General features: G+C 42.6%; 20 protein-coding genes. 18 read left to right on the plus strand and 2 right to left on the minus strand.

All coding sequences use genetic code 11. The features are described 5' to 3' along the window. From JXR01_00930 to JXR01_00940, 3 genes are all read left to right on the plus strand, one after another. Complete coding sequence (locus JXR01_00930; GenBank protein QSH39560.1) at positions 1-222, plus strand: hypothetical protein; 222 nt, start codon at positions 1-3, stop codon at positions 220-222. Positions 223-617: 395 nt separating this feature from the next. Further along, positions 618-1550: a ParB/RepB/Spo0J family partition protein gene (locus JXR01_00935; GenBank protein QSH39561.1), complete on the plus strand. Its 933-nt coding sequence runs from the start codon at positions 618-620 to the stop codon at positions 1548-1550. Between the two features lie 132 nt (positions 1551-1682). Next, on the plus strand, positions 1683-2429 hold the full coding sequence (locus JXR01_00940) for a response regulator transcription factor (GenBank protein ID QSH39562.1): 747 nt from the start codon (positions 1683-1685) through the stop codon (positions 2427-2429). A 40-nt stretch (positions 2430-2469) separates the two neighbouring features. Here the strand turns inward: JXR01_00940 and JXR01_00945 are convergent, their stop codons facing one another. After that, complete coding sequence (locus JXR01_00945; protein QSH39563.1) at positions 2470-2712, minus strand: DUF1153 domain-containing protein; 243 nt, start codon at positions 2710-2712, stop codon at positions 2470-2472. A 95-nt stretch (positions 2713-2807) separates the two neighbouring features. Here JXR01_00945 and ychF point away from each other — a divergent pair, with 95 nt between their 5' ends. The 12 genes from ychF to JXR01_01005 all read left to right on the plus strand — a co-directional run bounded on the left by ychF (position 2808) and on the right by JXR01_01005 (position 15266). Continuing rightward, positions 2808-3908: a redox-regulated ATPase YchF gene (gene ychF / locus JXR01_00950; protein ID QSH39564.1), complete on the plus strand. Its 1101-nt coding sequence runs from the start codon at positions 2808-2810 to the stop codon at positions 3906-3908. A 63-nt stretch (positions 3909-3971) separates the two neighbouring features. Then, positions 3972-4937 carry a hypothetical protein gene (locus tag JXR01_00955; GenBank protein QSH39565.1) on the plus strand — a complete coding sequence of 322 codons (966 nt, stop codon included), beginning with the start codon at positions 3972-3974 and terminating at the stop codon, positions 4935-4937. A gap of 83 nt (positions 4938-5020) precedes the next feature. Beyond that, the gene (locus tag JXR01_00960; protein QSH39566.1) at positions 5021-7480 is read left to right on the plus strand and encodes a leucine--tRNA ligase; all 2460 of its coding nucleotides are present in this window, start codon (positions 5021-5023) and stop codon (positions 7478-7480) included. A 138-nt stretch (positions 7481-7618) separates the two neighbouring features. Further along, positions 7619-8656 carry a hypothetical protein gene (locus tag JXR01_00965; protein ID QSH39567.1) on the plus strand — a complete coding sequence of 346 codons (1038 nt, stop codon included), beginning with the start codon at positions 7619-7621 and terminating at the stop codon, positions 8654-8656. A 64-nt stretch (positions 8657-8720) separates the two neighbouring features. Further along, on the plus strand, positions 8721-10055 hold the full coding sequence (locus JXR01_00970) for a hypothetical protein (protein ID QSH39568.1): 1335 nt from the start codon (positions 8721-8723) through the stop codon (positions 10053-10055). 1 nt (position 10056) lies between these two features. Then, positions 10057-11127, plus strand: coding sequence for an endolytic transglycosylase MltG (gene mltG / locus JXR01_00975; GenBank protein QSH39569.1), 1071 nt, complete (start codon positions 10057-10059; stop codon positions 11125-11127). A 31-nt stretch (positions 11128-11158) separates the two neighbouring features. Next, a complete protein-coding gene (gene mnmA, locus JXR01_00980; GenBank protein QSH39570.1) occupies positions 11159-12211 on the plus strand; it encodes a tRNA 2-thiouridine(34) synthase MnmA in 1053 nt (350 codons plus the stop codon). Between the two features lie 54 nt (positions 12212-12265). Further along, the gene (locus JXR01_00985) at positions 12266-13111 is read left to right on the plus strand and encodes a restriction endonuclease (protein QSH39571.1); all 846 of its coding nucleotides are present in this window, start codon (positions 12266-12268) and stop codon (positions 13109-13111) included. A gap of 22 nt (positions 13112-13133) precedes the next feature. Further along, positions 13134-13661, plus strand: coding sequence for a hypothetical protein (locus JXR01_00990; protein ID QSH39572.1), 528 nt, complete (start codon positions 13134-13136; stop codon positions 13659-13661). A gap of 2 nt (positions 13662-13663) precedes the next feature. Next, positions 13664-14164, plus strand: a complete 501-nt coding sequence (locus JXR01_00995) for an MgtC/SapB family protein (protein QSH39573.1) — start codon at positions 13664-13666, stop codon at positions 14162-14164. 6 nt (positions 14165-14170) lie between these two features. Next, complete coding sequence (locus tag JXR01_01000) at positions 14171-14995, plus strand: PD-(D/E)XK nuclease family protein (GenBank protein QSH39574.1); 825 nt, start codon at positions 14171-14173, stop codon at positions 14993-14995. Position 14996: 1 nt separating this feature from the next. Then, the gene (locus JXR01_01005; GenBank protein ID QSH39575.1) at positions 14997-15266 is read left to right on the plus strand and encodes an MGMT family protein; all 270 of its coding nucleotides are present in this window, start codon (positions 14997-14999) and stop codon (positions 15264-15266) included. A 124-nt stretch (positions 15267-15390) separates the two neighbouring features. Here JXR01_01005 and JXR01_01010 read toward each other — a convergent pair whose 3' ends face one another. Beyond that, the gene (locus JXR01_01010; GenBank protein QSH39576.1) at positions 15391-16662 is read right to left on the minus strand and encodes an insulinase family protein; all 1272 of its coding nucleotides are present in this window, start codon (positions 16660-16662) and stop codon (positions 15391-15393) included. 55 nt (positions 16663-16717) lie between these two features. Between JXR01_01010 and JXR01_01015 the strand changes: the two genes are divergently transcribed. The 3 genes from JXR01_01015 to JXR01_01025 are packed head-to-tail and all read left to right on the plus strand — an operon-like array spanning position 16718 to position 20059. Then, positions 16718-16942: a hypothetical protein gene (locus tag JXR01_01015; protein ID QSH39577.1), complete on the plus strand. Its 225-nt coding sequence runs from the start codon at positions 16718-16720 to the stop codon at positions 16940-16942. Positions 16943-16966: 24 nt separating this feature from the next. Continuing rightward, the gene (locus tag JXR01_01020; protein ID QSH39578.1) at positions 16967-18859 is read left to right on the plus strand and encodes an alanine--tRNA ligase; all 1893 of its coding nucleotides are present in this window, start codon (positions 16967-16969) and stop codon (positions 18857-18859) included. A 54-nt stretch (positions 18860-18913) separates the two neighbouring features. Next, positions 18914-20059 carry a hypothetical protein gene (locus JXR01_01025; GenBank protein QSH39579.1) on the plus strand — a complete coding sequence of 382 codons (1146 nt, stop codon included), beginning with the start codon at positions 18914-18916 and terminating at the stop codon, positions 20057-20059. Positions 20060-20094 lie beyond the last annotated feature (35 nt).

Raw genomic sequence — 20094 nt, forward strand, 5'->3', positions numbered from 1 at the left:
ATGTTTAAAAATTTTCTCGTAAAAAAGTTGATGAAATCACAACTTAAAAATATGCCTAAGGATCAGGCTGACATGATTGGTGCAATGATTGAAAAAAATCCAGAGCTCTTTATGAAAATTGCAAAAGAAGCACAACAACTTGTAAAAGGTGGGAAGGATCAGATGGCAGCTATGATGGAGGTCAGTAAAAAGTACCAAAAGGAGCTCCAGCAGTTGATGTAATTATTTGACAGATACCCGCAAATGTCCTTTGTTGGAAAACTGTGTTGACAATTTTTTCCCATTTGATATCTTATCGGAACGGTAGTCAGCTTGCTGATTGCCGTACTGGTGACTACTTCAAGTCTTCGGACTCGAAATGGCCACCATGTAGGTCGACTCTTCGGAGTTGATCTACATGGTGTCCGTTTCAATCTTTTGACCTTCGGGGATAGGGAAAGAAATGAACACCAATGAAAAATGTCTACTTCGGTAGGCGTTTTTCATATCTGAGTAAATAATTACAAAAAGCCGCATATATGCGGCTTTTTCTATTGCAACATAGGTATATTTATGCAACTATCAAGCAAGTTTGTACTTTTTGTTCAACTAGTCTAGTCATGAAAGGGAGACTAATAATGGCTACGGTTGCAAAACTTGAATCGACTGAAGAAGACTTCAGTCCAAATACTATTTACCCTGTGACGCTGAACCAAATTCTTCCATTTCCGGACCAGCCTCGGCAACATTTTGACGAACAAGGCATCAAGGATTTGGCAGAAAGTATTCAGGAAAAAGGCCAGCAAACGCCCGTCGTTCTCTGCAAGAACCCCAGTTATCCTGAACATTTTATGCTCGTCGGGGGTGAAAGACGCTTTCGGGCGTTCACTCTCATAAGTCAGCTTACTGGGAAAAATCCTGAAGTCCTTGCGGTGTTTAAGCCGTTCGAAAATGGGGAAAATCATTTCCGGATTGCGTTGCTTGATAATCACCACAGAAAAGGTCTTTGCGAACTTGATGAAGCACATGCATTCGCGAAACTTCATCATAAATTTGGCGACACAATTGCACGTATCGCCAAAGACATGGGAAAGTCAGTTTCCCATGTTAACCAATACATTCTGGTTGCCGGCCTCCCTGAGGAGGTAAAGGAACTGATGAATCCAAATCTTCCCAGAATCGAAAGGCTCAACATAAGTGCGGCAATAAAGATTGCACAAGGGGTTCCTAAGAGCAATCCCGATCTGCGTATTGAACTTGCCAGGGAATCTGTGGAAAGAAGTCTGCCGGTAGTTGAGGTTAGTGCATTCGTCGAAAGGAGAACTGAGCAAGCCGGATACCGCATTGGTGGAAGCAGAAGAAAACCTTCTGATGATTATAAGGCGCTTCTGGGGTTTTTCGGGAGAACAAAAACCCAGCTTAAGCGTCACTGTGCGCATCCAAATATCGAAGCGCTATTCCTAAAACGAGACGATCCTGCAGCTGATAAAAAAGCAGCTCTGGAGAGTATCGATTCCGTTGTGCGACAACTGGAATCACTTCGTCGCAAAATTGCAGGCGATGAAACGTAGACAACCAATGAGACAACAAAACTGGGCAAGACGTTACGACGTCTTGCCCAGTCTTTTTATTGACAATAAACGAAACCTGCGGTTAACTCACGTATAGTATTGTTCCTAACCAACCAACAAAGGAGAGGTTCTATGAAAATTCTCTGTGTAGGTGTTGATGAGACTACGCTAGAATTCTTGAGAGCACATGGATTCGCGATCGAGGAGGGATCGGACATTGAAACTGCTGAAGATCTCGATCCTTACTTGCTGGGTCTTGAATCTGCTGCTGGCCTTGTAGACGTTGAGGCAAGTGGTCTTGGAATTTTCTTTCCACGATCAGTTCGCAATGCAAGAAACACCACGCCACTTGTCGGAATCGCATCGGTCAACAAAGACGAAGCATGGTCAGAAACATGTGCCGAATTTTTGGAAATCGGGGGAGACTATTTGGTCAAACGGCCGGTAAGTCCGCGAGAAGTAATTGCTGCCCTAAGTTCGAGCATACGCCGATCAAACAACGGCTTGCATGACATCGTCTTCTGCGAACTGCAGGATCCTAAATTGGGAGATCTTACTCTCAAGATCAATACAACGACGAGCAGAGTGTATGTCGATGATAAAGAGATCCTTCTTACTGGCAAAGAAAGAAGCTGTATTCGTACGCTTGCTTTGGCCGTAGACAGAGTGCTTTCAAAAGAGCAGATTCTCAACAGCATGTACGCCCTCGAAATTGATGAGCCGGAATTAAAAATTATCGACGTCTTCATGTGCAAGATTCGTAAAAAACTGGCAGAAGTCGATCCACGTGCCAGCATTTTTATTCAGACAATTTGGGGTCGAGGCTACTCTTTGGTAAGCCTGCTTGCCCTAAACAACTCTGAACAAAAGGCTGTGTGACAAAATGGACCCGGAGCATCGAAATGCACCGGGTCCTTTTTTAATGACGACGCGTCACGCGAAGCCCTTTCACACCGTCTTTTTGTAAGGTAGTTCGCCACTCGATAAGCGTGTTCGCGTCGACATCGTACTTTTTTTCTAGTCTCTCAAAAGAAAGGATGCCTAGATCGACAGCTCTCACAATCATCGCCTTACGTCCAGGTGTCCAGCGAGTTATGGTCGGAGGAAGATCTTCTTCCCTCAAAATGGAATTGCCCTCAGCATCATACAGAGTTCCACTCACAGTTATCTCCTTTACCTGTTCAAGTGCCTAATTTGAGTATATGATAGGCCATATATTTTGTCCATATTACCCATTGCTCAAAATAGAAATAATATATGTCACTTTCCATAGGTATCGTAGGACTTCCAAACGTCGGTAAATCGACGCTTTTTAATGCACTCACGAAGAAGTCAGTTACCGCAGCAAACTTTCCTTTTTGTACTATCGATCCCTCAGTTGGTGTAGTTGCAGTACCAGACGCACGTCTCAATCAACTTGCAGAAATGTCGAAATCAGAAAAAACTCTACCCGCCATCGTTGAGTTTGTTGATATAGCGGGACTCGTCAAAGGAGCATCTGAAGGTGAGGGGCTTGGAAACCAATTCCTCGCTAACATCCGTGAGGTAGATGCAATTGCGCAAGTTGTACGTGTTTTTGATGATGAGGATATTACGCATGTACACGGAGCAGTGGATCCTATACATGATATAGATATTATAAATCTTGAGCTTGTTCTTGCAGATACCCAAACTGTGGCAAAACGTCTAGGCACTATTGAGAAAGATGTTAAAGCTGGGAACAAAGAAGCTGCAATTCTAAAAAGTGCATTAGAGAAATTGCTCGTAACTCTTGAGTCAGGAAAACTTGCGAGTGTCACTCGACTGGATGAGAAAGAACTTGTACAGGTAAAAGGCTTGCAACTGCTGACAATGAAGCCCTTTATGTATATCTTAAACAAAAAAAGCTCCGGATTTAATGTCCATGAACAACCAGATGAACGTGGTGTTCAGCTAAAAAGTTTCCTTGAAGACGCAGGGGTATACTGGGTAGAAGTCGATGCAAGCGTTGAAGACGAACTAAAAGATGTGCACGGGGATGACGCACAAGAATTTAGACGTGAGTTTGGAATTCTACAAAGTGGAGTAGATGAGCTTATAAAAACTGGGTATTCGCTCTTAAACTTAATTTCATTCTTCACCACAGGCGAAAAAGAAACACGTGCATGGACAATTAAGAAGGGGAGTACAGCACCAACTGCTGCTGGAGTTATTCACACTGATTTTGAAACAAAATTTATTCGTGCAGAAACTATTTCGTGGGAAGAACTTCTTAACGCTGGTTCGTGGAGTGCAGCAAAAGGAAACGGGAAAGTGCGTACAGAAGGTAAAGAATATATCGTACAAGATGGTGACGTGATGGAGTTTTTGCATAGTTAATTGACTTCAATTATACGCCCATTCATGTACTATATTAGTATTAACGTACTAACATAATTATTTATGAATGAAAAAGCAAAAGTGACACCCAAAGATTTCTTCTTCTGGGCTGGAGCCATGGTCACCTTATACTTCTCGATAGGAAGTTTTATTACACTATCGTTTGAATATATCGACCGTCTCGTGGGCGAAGGTGGTGTTGTTGGTTATGATCCATATTCAAGTGGTATTCGTCTCGCAATCGCAAGCCTCATCGTCCTTTTCCCTGTATTTATTACCTTAACTCGTTTACTACAGAAGGACATTCGTGTTCATCCCGAAAAGAGCGACCTTTGGGTACGCCGATGGTTAATCGTATTAACGATTTTCGGCGCTGCTGTAGCGCTTATTGTTGACCTCATCGTTCTTCTAAACGCATTCTTAGGCGGAGAAGAACTAACCGCAGCATTCTTACTTAAGATTCTCACGGTTCTTATAGTGTTCGGTGGAGTGTTCTACTACTACGTACAAGCAATTCGTGGTGTATGGGTAGAAAAAGAGAAACTTTCGAAAATGATTGGTGCTGGAGTCTCAGGATTGCTCGTTATATTCATCATCCTTGGTTTCTTTATAATGGGTTCTCCTGCAGCGCAACGAGAATTTCGTAACGATGACCAAAGAATAAATGATCTCAGTAGCATCCAATCACAAGTAACAAACTATTATCGCGCAACAGAACGACTACCGGATACACTTGAAGATCTCAAAGACCCACTAGTTGGTGGGTACATTAGTTCCGACCCACAAACAGATGAGGATTATGAGTATGAAAAGACAGGAGCGCTTACATTTGAGCTCTGCGCAACATTTGAGCGGGCATTGCCAGAAATCGATGAAACAGGCGGGCAAAGTAATGACTGGCGCATTCAAGACTTAAAACGAACAGCGGAAGATTGGGCACACGGTGAAGGTCGCACGTGCTTTGAGCGCACAATCGACCCAGAACTTATAAAGCCCTATCCAGAACAGGGAGAAATCCTTCGATTCTAAGACGCTCCTCTTCACGAAGAAAAACAGCCGCTTTCACGGCTGTTTTTCTTTTCCAAATAAGAACCTATGCTACTATTAGCCTCATGCGAAAATACGATTATGCCAAAATTGAAGCGAAATGGCAGAAACAGTGGGAAGCTTTAAAAAGCAACACTATTGATAAAGACGATGCATCGAAAGAAAAATTTTACCTCCTCGACATGTTTCCGTATCCATCAGGTGACGGATTACACATGGGGCACACTGAGGCCTACACCGCTAATGATATATTCTCGCGTTATAAAAAAGCGCAAGGTTTTAACGTGCTTCATGCAACCGGCTTTGATTCTTTCGGGCTACCGGCTGAGAATTATGCAATAAAAACTGGTACACATCCAAAAGAAACGACCAAAACGAATGCAAAGAACTTTGTACGGCAATGGAAAGCGCTTGGTATCAACTATGATTATGATGACGCAATCTTTACTTCAGATTCAAGTTACTATAAGTGGACTCAGTGGTTGTTCTTACAATTTTTTAAGAATGATTTAGTATACAAAAAAACGACGATAGTAAACTGGTGCGAATCATGCAAAACGGTGCTTGCGAATGAGCAAGTAGAAAACGGTGCATGTGAGCGGTGTAAGAATGACGTGATACAAAAACCAATTCCAAGCTGGTTTTTCAAAACAACTGAATTTGCAGAAGATCTAATTACCGGGCATGAAAAAATAGATTGGCCTGAAGCGACACGAAAAAATCAAATAAATTGGATAGGGAAAAGCGAGGGTGCGGAGCTCACGTTTACTATAAAAGAACGAGAAGAAAGAATTGCCGTATTTACCACACGTCCTGATACACTCTTTGGTGCAACGTATGTGGTTCTTGCTCCTGAACATCCTCTTATCGATATATGGACATCCAACGTCCATATATTGGAGAATATGGAAGAGGTAAAGAAGTATGTTGAAAGTGCTCAAAAAAAGACTGATCTAGAACGAACAGTAAATACAAAGGAAAAGACAGGTGTGGAGTTAAAGGGGGTTAAAGCTATTAACCCTGCAAATCAAGAGGAGATTCCTATATACATTGCAGACTATGTGCTTGCACAATACGGAACTGGGGCAATTATGGCAGTTCCGGCTCACGACACTCGAGATGCTGAATTCGCGACAACTAGAGACCTTCCTGCACTAAGAGTTATCACGGGAGGAGAAACTGGCAAGACAAATCCAGTTGAAAAAAATAAGAAAATTGTAGTTACTGATTCTGCTAAGGTAGCCATAGAAGTAAAGCTAAACGTGTACTCTGGAGAAGGGGAATTGGTTAATTCAGGAGAATTCGACGGCCTTACTTCAGGCGAGGCAAAGCAAAAAATTACTGAAAAAGTTGGAGGAGTAATGAAAACCACCTATAAGCTGCGTGATTGGTCAATCTCTCGACAACGCTACTGGGGGACTCCTATCCCTATTGTGTACGACCCTGAGGGTACTGCTCATCCTGTACCAGAAGAACATCTACCATGGATACTTCCAGAGGATGTTGATTTTGTGCCCACTGGCGAAGCACCACTTGCAAAGTCAAAGGAACTACAAGAGAGAACTGAAAAAATATTCGGAAAAGGATGGGCGCCAGAAGTAGACACTATGGATACCTTCGTGTGTTCCTCATGGTATTACTTACGCTATCCAGACCCTTTTAACGAAGAAGAATTTTGCAGTGAGAAGCGCTTGAAACATTGGCTACCTGTTGATCTCTACATTGGAGGCGCAGAGCATACGTATTTACATCTCATGTACGCTCGTTTCTTTACGAAGGCACTAAACAAAATAGGACTTTTGGATTTTGATGAACCATTCCTAAAGATGCGTCATCAAGGAATGGTCCTTGATGAGCACGGTGTAAAGATGAGTAAATCGAAGGGGAATATCGTAAACCCAGATGACATGGTCAAAAGGTTCGGTGCTGACGCTGTTCGTATGTATATGATGTTTGCCGCACCGTTAGCCGATGAAGTTATCTGGAATGAAAATGGAATAGTAGGAACCGCTCGTTTCCTTGAACGGTTTTGGAAATTACAAGAATCACTTGTTGAGACATCCTCGAGAGAATCAGAGCGCGCGGTACATAAACTTATCCGTAAGGTGGGAGCTGATATCGAAGATTTGAAATTCAATACAGCTATAGCTGCGTTTATGTCATTCCTTAATACAATTGAACGGACAAGTATCAGTAAAAAAGAATACGCGACGGTTATACGCCTTCTTGCACCATTTGCACCACATATATCTGAGGAGCTCTGGGAGGCAACTAGTGATTCGAAAGAATCAGTTCATACGCAACCATGGCCACACTACGATACAGAGCTTGTGACTGATGAGAATGTGAATATTGTAGTACAAGTAAACGGAAAACTTCGTGGACACGTGCAGGTTCGAACAGATACACCTGAAGAGGGTGTGATTGTAGCCATACGAACTGACGAGAAATTGTCATCGTACTTAGAATCTGAACCAAAGAAAATTATCTACGTTCCTAATAGGCTAATTAATTTAGTAGTCTAGAGAAATGTTTGACAAATATGTGATTACGTGGTTTTATGGTCTGACGTAGATATTTTTGCTCGCAAGGGCGCGCTCGAAATGGATTTGACGTGACAGCATTGTCGTGATAAAACTGTTCTACACAAAGAGATTCAAATTATGGATACTATAAAAATTACATTCAAACCAAAGCAAATTTCAACGCGTTTGGTAAAAGTCATTGATAACGACCGCGCACGTGATGTGCTTATGCGTCGTTACGGTTTAACTGATACGGGCGATATAGAAACACTCGAATCTGTTGGGCAATCATATGGCATCACACGTGAGCGAGTTCGCCAAATTGAAAATCACGCCCTTAAGAGCATTCAAAAATCAAAAGATTACCAGGAGCTGGCAGAAGCGTTTACTGAACTTGCACAAACAATTGATCAACTTGGAGGCATTGCACCTCAAGAAGAACTTTTGAGTCACCTCAGTGCGAAACCAGCAGAACAAAACGATATTCTTTTCCTTCTACATGTTGGAGACGCATTTAATAAAAAGAAAGAAGGTGGAGACTTTGTACACCACTGGTTCCTCGATGAAACTCAGGCAAAAATCATTCGTGATGCCACCCAGAACCTCTACGGAACACTTGCCGATACTGTTGTCCTTCCAGAAGAAGAAATCATTTCTCGTTACAAAAGCGAACTAGCAAAAGCACAAGTTGCACAAGATAACGCAGAGACTCTTTTACGATGGCTTTCTCTATCAAAAAAAATTGCTCGTAACCCGCTTGGCGAATGGGGTCGTGCATCATCACCGTCAGTTCGCGTAAAAGGAATGCGTGATTTTGCATACCTAACCTTAAAGCGACATGGTTCACCTATGCACTTCTCAGAAGTTGCTCAGCAAGTAGAAGAACTCTTCGGACGCAAAGCGCACGTTGCAACAACACACAATGAACTTATCAAAGACCCGCGATTTGTACTTGTGGGACGTGGCTTGTACGCACTTGCAGAATGGGGGTACTCAAAGGGCGTTGTAAAAGATGTTATTCGTGACCTGCTTAAAGAACACGGGGCGCTTACTAAGAAAGAAATTATTGACCGAGTAAAACGTGAACGATACGTGAAAGACAACACCATTGCCGTGAATCTACAAGATACCGATACGTTTGTACACCAAAAGGACGGTCGTTACGCTCTCGTCTAACCACAATATACTTTAAGCTATCTGTAGCCACGCTTAAACGCGTGGTATTATAGAGCGTATTGCTATGATGTCCTTCTTTAAGATTAAAGATACCCATTACCTAGGCATTGCCTACTGGGTCCCACTGCTGTTTCTTTTTATAGTTCTGAGTGTGATTCTTAGTACATTGTACCCGCCACTTATCGTGGCTGTTCTGACATGGATTTTTATATTGGCTCCACTCTGGGCACCTGTAGTTCTTGGTACCATATGGTGGTCGCAGTGGATTAAGTATATCCGAGCAAATTTCATTTCTGCTCAGCCACAAGTACTCTTAGAGATAAAACTTCCTCGACAAATTTTAAAAACACCAAAAGCTATGGAGGCAGTTCTTTCTGGGCTCCATGTTGGTCCTGGAGAAACAACGTTTATATCTCGTTCTTGGGAAGGAAAAGTGCGGCCGTGGTGGTCACTTGAGATTGCTTCAATTGAGGGCAAGATACATTTTTATGTGTGGGCGTGGGAAAAACATCGAGATTTTGTTGAATCACAATTTTATGCACAATACCCAGACATAGAGATTCACGAGGTGGAAGACTATTCTGCAGGTCTAACTTATGACCCAAGCAAAAATAATGTATGGGGAATGGAATATAAACTTGCTAAAGACGATGCCTATCCAATCAAATCATACATAGACTTCGAACTCGACCAAGATCCAAAAAAAGTCGAACATGTTGTTGATCCATTGTCAGGTGTGTTTGAAAAGCTAAGCTCATTAGGACCTGGAGAACAAATGTGGATTCAAATTCTCATTCGACAAAATAAAGGCGCCACTATCGATCATACGTTCGGACGTCGAACTAAATCGTGGAAAGACGAGGCTCAAGAAGAGATTGAAAAAATTTACAAAGACTCAAAGCCGCAGGAAATCGATATCGCTACCGGAGAGATTACTGAAGGGAACTACCCACTCTTAAAACCAGCACAAGTAAACACAATCAAGGCACTCGAACGCAGTGTTGATAAGCAAGGATTCGATGCAGGCATACGGGCGGTGTACATAACAAAGCCAGATGTCTTTAAGGGAAACAAAATTCCTACAAACATAGTTAATCTTTGGAGCACATTCGGTTCTGGCCATTTAAATAAATTCGTTCCGGGTAATACATGGCATGTATCGCTTGATTATCCATGGCAGGATTTTAAAAATATGCGCGCTGCACATTTTTCACACCGTATACTTGATGCGTACCGTCGCAGAAGCCTCTTCCATCCACCCTACGAGCGGCCTCGATTTGTACTCACAACCGAGGAGTTAGCAACTATTTATCATTTCCCAACAGAAGAAACAAAAGCGCCTGGAATCCAACGGATATCATCCACCAAAGGGGATGCGCCAACAAACCTTCCAACATAGTATGTTTGAGCACTATAAAGAAAAACTAAAAATGTCTTTTGAACGTCTGTATGTTCGTTTTATATCACATCACGAGAGTGTAAGTGATGCAGTGTACGATTGGCATGACACACGACTAGACAACTTAAACCGGCGAACATTCGTTATACTCGCAATTGGTTTAATTTTTGTATCTGTACTGTACGTAGAAAGTTTTCATCCAACGGATGATTTTCCTATTGAACAGTACATAACAATTGAAGAAGGGGAAACGTTGCAATCGCTTGCCCAAGTACTAGAAGACGAGGACATCGTACGAAGCGCCCACTGGTTAGAAATTCTTGTTCGGCTCCGTGGTGGACAACATTCAGTTCACGCCGGAGATTATCTGTTTGCAAAGCCAGTCGGAGCGTTTTCGGTAGCACGCATTATTACCACTGGAGCGTACGGTCTTGAGCCAATTAAAATCACTATTCCTGAAGGGGCTACTGTTGCCGATATGGCAATCATTTATGACAGGCGGCTCTTCAAATTCGATGCAGACAAGTTCCTCCGCGATACGAATGATCTTGAAGGCTACCTTTTCCCCGATACGTATCATTTCCTTCCGAATGTTCGTGAAGATGAAGTAATCCGTGTAATGCAAGATACATTCCAATCGCGTATTGCAGAGTTTGAAGACGACCTTGCTGAATCTGAGTATTCGCTTCATGAAATAATTACACTCGCTTCTATTATTGAGAAAGAAGCGTGGAAGCCAAAAGACCAAAAACTTATATCTGGCGTACTACACAATCGTCTCGACGACGGTATGCGCCTTCAGGTGGATGCAACGTTTACATACACGCACGACAAGGGTACCTATGACATAACACTCGCTGAACTCAAAGACGAGGAAAACCCCTACAATACATACGTGCATAAAGGACTCCCACCCGGACCAATTGCGGCAGTTGGTGAATCTGCAATAAGCGCAGCGTTGAGACCAACACCAAGTAGTTTTTATTTCTATCTCGCTGACCGTACTGGAACAACCTACTTCAGCGCAACGTACGCCGAACATCTTGCAAAAAAACGAGTATACGTTGACTAAGTAGAGGTGGTTATATATTCTCCTCATACCTATGAAAAAAGTTTTTGTTGCACTTTCAGGTGGCGTCGATAGTTCAGTTGTCGCTCACATATTACAAAGCCAAGGGTGGGATGTTACCGCGGTTTTTATACGTGTGTGGCAACCTGATTTCATGCCCTGTACCCAAGACGAAGAAGAACGCGCGGCACTTCGTGTCGCAGCATCACTCGGTATACCATTTCGACGCCTTGACCTCTCTGACGAATATAAGAAAGGTGTCGTTGATACAATGATCTCAGAATATCGTGCGGGGCGTACACCAAACCCTGATGTGCTGTGTAATGCTGAGATAAAATTTGGTGCATTTCTTAAATACGCCAAACGTGAAGGAGCTAACAAAATAGCAACAGGTCACCACGCTCGTGTACATACGTCTAATGATACATACACACTCCTACGTGGGGTTGATGAAACTAAAGATCAAGCGTATTTCTTATGGAAACTCACTCAAGAAGAACTGAGTCATACGTTGATGCCAGTTGGTGAAATGTCTAAGACAGACGTTCGAGAATATGCAGAAAAACACGCGCTTCCAAGTGCACACAAACCTGATAGCCAAGGGCTCTGTTTTATTGGTCACGTTGATATGAAAACGTTTCTAAAAAACTTCATCGAAGCAAAGTCAGGACGTGTGCTGGATGAAAACGGAAAAACAATCGGAAATCACGAAGGTATTGAATTCGTTACTCTTGGACAACGAGGGGGGTTCACCATTACAGACAAAGACGCTCATGGTCGCGTGTACTATGTTGTACAAAAAGATGCAGCAGCTAATACAATTACTGTTTCTACCCAACAGAACACTATCGACACAGAAAAGGTGGAGATAAAACTTACCGATACCAACTGGCTTATGCCAATTGTGTCTTCAAAAGAATATACGTGTGAAATTCGCTACCATGGTCTACCTATTGTGTGCACGGTAGAAATAACGGGAGAACATGAAGCACGTGTGCATACAACTACTCCAATCCTCGTAGCAAAAGGACAATCTGTTGTCGTGTATGAAAAGGATGTCTGCTTCGGCGGAGGAGTGGTTGCCTAATTTTATACACGCGAAAAAATGTAATATTTTTCTCTTCGCGTATAATCAGCCTATATGGCTACATTAATTACAAAGATGAACGGTGAGCAAGAACCGTTTAATCCAGAAAAACTAGACCGTTCACTTGCACGCGCTGGAGCCTCAGCAGACATACGCAAAAAGATTGTCCAACACGTAGTCGAGACAATTCATGATGGCATAACGACACAAGAAATTTACCAACATGCTTTCGATTTGCTTCGCACAGAAGAACGACAACCAGTTGCGGCTCGCTATTCAGTAAAACGTGCCGTATTAGATTTAGGGCCTTCTGGATTTCCATTTGAACAGTTTGTGGCTGCAATTTTTGAATCGATGGGATATACGGATGTACAAACAGGAGTTGCTGCACAAGGAAAGTGTGCACCGCACGAAGTTGACGTCATGGCTGAACACCAAGGAAAACGCATTGCCGCTGAAGTAAAATTCCACAACAGCCTTGGTATCAAAACAGATTTAAAAGTAGCTCTCTATGTAAAAGCTAGATTTGATGACCTAACTAATAAGGGACGTGCTGTTGATGAAGGGTGGCTTATTACAAATACACGGTTTACTCGTAATGCAGCGCGCTTTGGAAATTGCAGTAACATGCATTTGTTGGGCTGGGACTACCCGCGAGGTCGTGGACTTGAAGTTCTTATCGACCAAGCGGGGGTACACCCAATTACCGCACTCACTTCTATTAATCAAACAGAGAAACGAGCATTGCTTGATGACAACATTGTCTTATGTCGACAGATGCCAAACACTGATGAAGACATGGCGCGCTATGGGATACATGGGGACAACCAAGAAGCTGTTCGCGAAGAGGTGAATGGGCTTTGCACTATCCCAAAAGTTACACCCATGACAGCACAGTAATTAATCGCTACAATACACATATATGACAAAAATAATTGGAAGCTTTGGGGTAGGATTCGTTCTTGGACTTATTATAATTTTAGGATGGAATGCCTATACTGATGCACGTTTAGAAAAAGCGCCAGGACAGACAACAGCACCAGACTCAATCCCTGCAGAGGCGATTGCCCCTACAATAAACACCCAAGACGGTGACCCAGTAGCAAACGAAGAAATAACTGCAGCTACACCTTCGGAATATATAACAGTAAACGACCAATCTGCTGGGAGTGCAGTAACCGTTAGTTTTGCAACACTTTCAGCAAACGGCTGGATTGTAGTACACGAAGAGAGAAATGGATTTATCGGAAATGCGCTTGGTGCTAAGCGAAAAGATGCCGGTACTCACCAAAATACTGTTATTCCACTTTTGCGTGATACACAGGAGAATACTCGTTACTGGATTGTTCTCTATAGCGATGACGGTGATAAACAGTTTAATCTTTCTACCGATTTTCCACTTCGAAATACTGAAAACGACCCAATTACTAGTTCATTTCAGGCACAATAAGTATGTTCTTCGAATTTGATCCAACTCTTTTCACTATCTTTTTTCAGCTCACCCTTGCCGCAGTGCTCGGGCTCATTCTTGGTGCTGAACGATCTATCGCCGGAAAAAGCGCCGGAATGCGAACATTTGCGCTTGTATCACTTGGTGCCTGTTTGTTTACCGTTATTTCTATTCTTATAACAACAGAATACTTTGGGAAGGTAAACTTTGATCCAATGCGTGTTCCTGCAGCTATTATTACTGGTATTGGATTTATTGGTGCAGGTCTTATTATGTTTCGCCAAAACCTCATGCGCGGATTAACAACAGGTGCAGGTATGTGGATTGCCGCTGGAGTAGGAATGGGAGTTGGCTTTGGCTTATATGCCATCGCAGCATACACAACAGCTTTAACACTCTTCATCTTCACTGCTGTATGGTTTATCGAAGCAAAATTGAAAGTACACTTTGGTCGGCATAATGTAGAACCGATACGCGGTACTGAGGGCGAGACAGAAGAATAGAAAGGTATGTCTTCTTTTTATAAACCTCATCGAAAAACAGATTGGAACTACGGTGGCCCGCGATGGAGATTGTCTCGATCAAAAATAGATCTTTTTGTATCGTGTCCTCGCTGTTTTTATATAGACAACAAATTAGGAACTGCACGTCCTCCAGGCTTTCCATTTAACCTTAACTCAGCAGTTGATGCTCTATTTAAGGTTGAGTTTGATTTGCATCGTAAGGCTCAAACACCACACCCGATTATGGAAGAGTACGGTATCGACGCCGTGCCATTTCAACACGCGGACATAGACGAGTGGCGCGAAAACTTTAAGGGTGTTGCCGTGTTGCATGAGCCAACGGGCTTTACTGTTTCAGGGGCGGTAGACGATGTGTGGGTAAACAAAGAAGAGGAGTTATTCGTTGTTGACTATAAATCAACAAGTAAAGACGAACGCATAGACGCACTCGACCAAGACTGGCATGATGGATACAAACGACAGATGGAGATATACCAGTGGCTGCTTCGACAAAAAGGCTTCACTGTTTCTAACACTGGATATTTTGTGTACGCAAACGCACGAAAAGACAAAGAAATGTTTGATAATCGCCTTGATTTTGAGACAACCCTCATTAGCTACGATGGAAATGATAACTGGATTGAACAAACTCTCGCCAACATACAACTATGTCTTGATGATCCACGGATTCCGAAAGCATCAACTGAATGCGATTACTGCACATACCGTGAAGCAGTTGGGACTGTTGTACTCAAAAACAAAGAAGCCCGCACAAGTACCAACTCACCAAAAGAAATACCGAAACAGAAAAAGAATGATACGCTTTTTTAGTATGACCAAGAATGTTGCATTTTCAGAAAAAGTAAGAGATGTAGTGCGCGCTATACCGAAAGGGGAAGTGCGAACCTATAAAGAAGTAGCGATTGCAGCTGGTTCACCTCATGCTGCACGCGCCGTAGGTACTATAATGCGGAACAACTATCTTGAGGACGTACCGTGTCATCGAGTTATTCGTTCAGATGGTGGTTTAGGTGGCTACAATCGAGGTGGCGTTGCAAAAAAGAAAGAACTTCTTACTCGCGAAGGATTTTATAAAAAATAAACACCACCACAAGAGTACTTCACTATTTCTAAACACTGCGTATTAAGAAAAATGAACGCCTCAATTGACTGAGGCGTTCATTCATTTTGCCCATTAACCACGGTGTTTCCTGCCGTTTTTGTCTCTATACTTTTAAAAGCTTCAAAAACGCTTTTTCGTCTGTGTGAGGACCAATGATTGTCAGGTTTAGGTTCTCTGTTTTAAACAAATCTTTTGCAACCTTGAGCAGTTGTTGTGCCGTGACCGCATCTACTTTTTTATTGAACGCATCGAGGCCACTTTTCTTACCACGCACAAGTGCTGTGTACCCAATAAACTGTGCCTGTGCGTCCGTAGTATCAAGAGACAGGGCGAATGTTCCTTTTACGTACTCTTTTCCTTTTTGTAGCTCTTGTGATGTCACAGCTTTTTTAGTTATCTTCTTCAATTCTTTCACAATCATAGCGATAGCGTCGTGTGCACTGATGTTTGCAACTCCCGCTCGCATGTAAAAACTTCCGACATCACTGTACACATCATTTTCTGCGCGCACGTAGTAGGCAAGCCCTCTCCTTTCACGAACTTCACTAAAAAGCCTACTCGACATACCGCCTCCTAAAATTGCAGCGAGCACTTCGGCTGCTGCTTCATTCGCATGGTCAAACGGATATGAGGGTACTGATATCACAAGGTGTGTTTGGTCGGTTTTCTTCTTTTTTATATTCACGCGAGGTTCATGTTGCTCCTCTTCGTACGGAGCACATTCAGGAGTCTCGCCAACTCTCATGTTCTTAAATAGTTTCTCTGCTTCTTTGAGAACCTGTGTCTTAGAGAAAGAACCAGCAATACACAGTGCTGAGTTACTCGCCACATAGTTTCGATTAAAGTATTCAGTGAACTGCTTTCGTGTAAATGAAAGAATGTTTTTCTTTGGCCCAAGGATAGTTCGCCCCAATGGGTGGTTCGCACCAAACAACGTAATGTCGGCATCATCTAACACTGAGCGCATTGGCATGTCTTCGTACATATTAATCTCTTCGACAACCGCACCTCGTTCTCGTTTTATTTCTTCTGGTGGCAATGTTGGATTCAGGAAAATATCTGAAATAACACTCAACGCAGTACTAATGTGCTTCTTATCTACCTTAGCGTAATACGCAGTGTGATCTTTTGACGTAAACGCATTCATTTGCCCACCAACTGCATCTATCTCTTCTGCTATTATCCGAGCACTCTTTCTGTTCTTTGTGCCTTTAAAAAGCATGTGCTCAAGGAAGTGAGCCATACCGTTTTCTTCTTTTGTCTCATACCGTGAGCCAGTTCCTGTCATCACCATAACGGTTACAGACTCTGAGCCGGTTGAAGGTGCGAGCAATACGCGCATTCCGTTTTTTAGTGTATGTGTTTCAAATTTCATAGTCTGCATAGCATACCTCTTTTGCTCAGATTCACAAAAGTGGTATGCTAGAACAATGTTATTTTGGGGATTAACGCTAGGAATTATTGGAAAAATTTTACTCGGTGCAACGGTCATTATGGTGCACAGTAAGATTACTCACGAGAAACGAATTGACGGGCTTGTCCTTATGGAAATGAAACGAGAAAAGAGGATTGCTCTCTTAGGGATTGCTCTGATGGTTATTGGGTATGTTCTTGAGCTTACTTTCTATGACTTCCTTGGATTTATATCGTTCTAGTGGTACGTTCTTGTAAATAGTGATATGAATGCAAATGATGTTCGAACAAAATATTTAGATTTTTTTGCCGCACGTGGACATGCGATTATTCCGTCTGCTTCCATCGTTCCAGAAAACGATCCTACGACACTTTTCACTGGTAGTGGCATGCAGCCGATGCTTACCTACTTTCTCGGAGAAACACACCCAAAGGGAACACGCATTACCGATTCGCAAAAGTGTTTTCGTGCTGAAGATATTGACGACATAGGCGACAATAGGCATACCACTTTTTTTGAAATGCTTGGAAACTGGTCGCTCGGCGATTATTTCAAGGAAGAACAAATTCCGTGGATTTTTGAATTCTTAGTAGATGAAATAGGACTCGACCCTAAAAATTTATACGTCACTGTATTTAGCGGTGAAGAAAAGAACAACATTCCAAAAGATGAAGAAACCCCAATGCTTTGGAAAAAAGTGTTCGATGAGGCTGGTCTAGATTCAAAGATAGTCGACATGGGATCGCAAGCAGACGGTGCATCAAAAGGAATGCAAGACGGTCGAATATTCTATTACGATTCAAAAGAAAACTGGTGGAGCCGAGCAGGCGTGCCCGATAATATGCCAGTTGGTGAACCCGGAGGACCAGACTCTGAAATGTTTTATGATTTTGGCACTGAACATGACACACGTTTTGGCGAGCATTGCCACCCAGCGTGCGACTGTGGACGATTTATGGAGATTGGAAACTCTGTATTCATGCAGTATGTCAAAAAAGGGGAAGGAGTTTTTGAAGAACTCGAACACAAAAATATAGACTTCGGCGGTGGGCTAGAGCGAATTGTAGCTGCGGCACAAAACATGCCGGACGTATTTCTTGCAGTAAGCTCACTTGCGGATATCATTCGCCACCTCGAAAATGCTAGTGGTAAAAAATACGAAGAAGACGTACGAAGCTTCCGTATCATTGCCGATCATATTCGTGGTGCACTCTTTATGATAGGAGATGGGGTGCGACCATCCAATACAGAGCAAGGATACTTTGCTCGTCGTCTTATTCGTCGGAGTGTTCAATATGCTGATGCGTTAGGCATTGCCGAAGGAACATTAGTTGATGCCGTGAGTATTGTTACCAAGTCCTACGAGGAACACTATCCAGAACTTACAGAAAAAGAGACAGGAATAAAAGAACTCTTTGCTGCTGAAGAAACTAAGTTTCGAAAAACACTGACTAAAGGTATGCGAGAATTCGAAAAACTTGCTGAAACTGGAACCATAACTGGGGAGCAGGCATTCCTTCTCTTTACCACGTATGGATTTCCTATTGAACTCACTCAAGAACTTGCAGAGCAAAAAGGTATCATTGTAGACAGAGATGCCTTCACTACGTTCATGAAGGAACACCAAGCAAAAAGTCGCTCAGGAGCTGAGCAAAAGTTTAAAGGTGGACTTGCTGATCATTCAGAAGCCACAACAATGCTTCATACGACACACCATATTTTACTTCGCGCATTACAGATTGTTCTTGGAGATCACGTGAAGCAGCGGGGAAGTAACATTACAAGTGAACGGCTTCGTATTGATTTCTCCCATGATGAAAAAATGACTGATGAGCAAAAAAGTGAAGTGGAACGGATAGTTAACGAACAAATTGAAGCAGGTGTTCCTGTCATGAAGACAATACTGCCGAAAGAAGAAGCTGAACGGCTTGGAGCTCAAAAGGAATTCGGCCAAAAGTATCCAGACATGGTTAACGTCTATTCTGTTGGACCCAAAGATGCCACTGAGGGCGACCCAAAAATTGAACAAGCATACTCGCTTGAATTTTGTGGAGGACCACATGTTACAAACACAGGGAACATCACCGGGGTATTTCGTATCCAAAAAGAGCAAGCATCTTCAGCAGGAGTACGTCGCATTAAGGGAGTACTTGAATAACCTTTACACAGAGCCTACGTGTCGCTCTACCGAAGCATTGCTATACTAATAGATATGGATGTTCTTTCACTCTTGCAGAAAAAAACATACTCACTTGTTTTTGATATCGGCAGTGCAACGGTTGGTGTTGCAATAGCGAGGTATTCAAAAGGTAAACCTATACACATACTGTTTACGCACAGAGAACTCATACAGTACGGTGAGACACAAGGTGCTACTGCATTGGGAAACTACCTTGCAGATACTATTGAAAAGGCTGGGAGCAAGGCACTCGAAGCATTAGGTACATTAGGTGATCGAGATATTTCGTACTCTCTGTACGCCTTTGCTCACGCTCCATGGGCACACACACGTGCGCAACACGTTGAAGGAAATCTCCAAAGTGAAGTCCCAATTACCAAAGAATTGCTGCAACAATTTATGGCAAAAAAAATGCCTGTTTCGAAAGTCCAAGGGAGGACGCAACTCGAAAGACATATAACCAAGATTACCCTGAATGGATATCCGACACTCGATCCGTACGGAAAAAAAGCAACACACATTGCAATAACTGCACTGGAAAGCGATGTGTCAGATGTTGTCCACAATTCAATATCTAATGCATTTCAAAATGTATTTCCAAATCATCGTGTGAGTCTGGACTCTTTTCTTTTTGCCGCCACTCACTTACGAGAGTTTTTTGAGAAATCAGATACCTATACAATGATGGATATAAGTGGTGAATATACTTCCTTGAGCATCATTCGCGACGACACTATTGCTGCAAGTACCTGGGCTGGATTTGGGACCGAGTATCTTATACGGTCATTGCTTACCGGAGAAAAAACTGATAGGCAAAGTGTCGTATCAGAACTCGCTATGTACATTGATAATACATGTACCCCATCTCAGTGCAGAAAAATTGAAACTGCGCTTGTAAGCACTGAACAGGAGTGGGTAAAAGCATTCGGTGATGCTTGCGCAACTTTGAGCAAGCACTCCCGAATTCCAACCCGAGTATATATATCAGTTGATACTCGTTATGGAAAATGGTTTAAGACAGTTATTGAAAAAATTGATTTTGCTCATTTCACCATTACCGGGAAGCCTCTTCAAGCACATATTTTAAACCTTGATAGGACACAAAAGCCCATAAAATATAAAGAGGGAGTGAAACAAGATACTGTATTGGCTTTAGGGGTGTTGTTTGTGGATAAATAGGCACTTTTGGATGACGTGTTTATCGTTTTTATTGG

This window comes from Candidatus Kaiserbacteria bacterium (assembly GCA_017134395.1).
Classification (GTDB): domain Bacteria; phylum Patescibacteriota; class Minisyncoccia; order Phycocordibacterales; family UBA2100; genus UBA2100.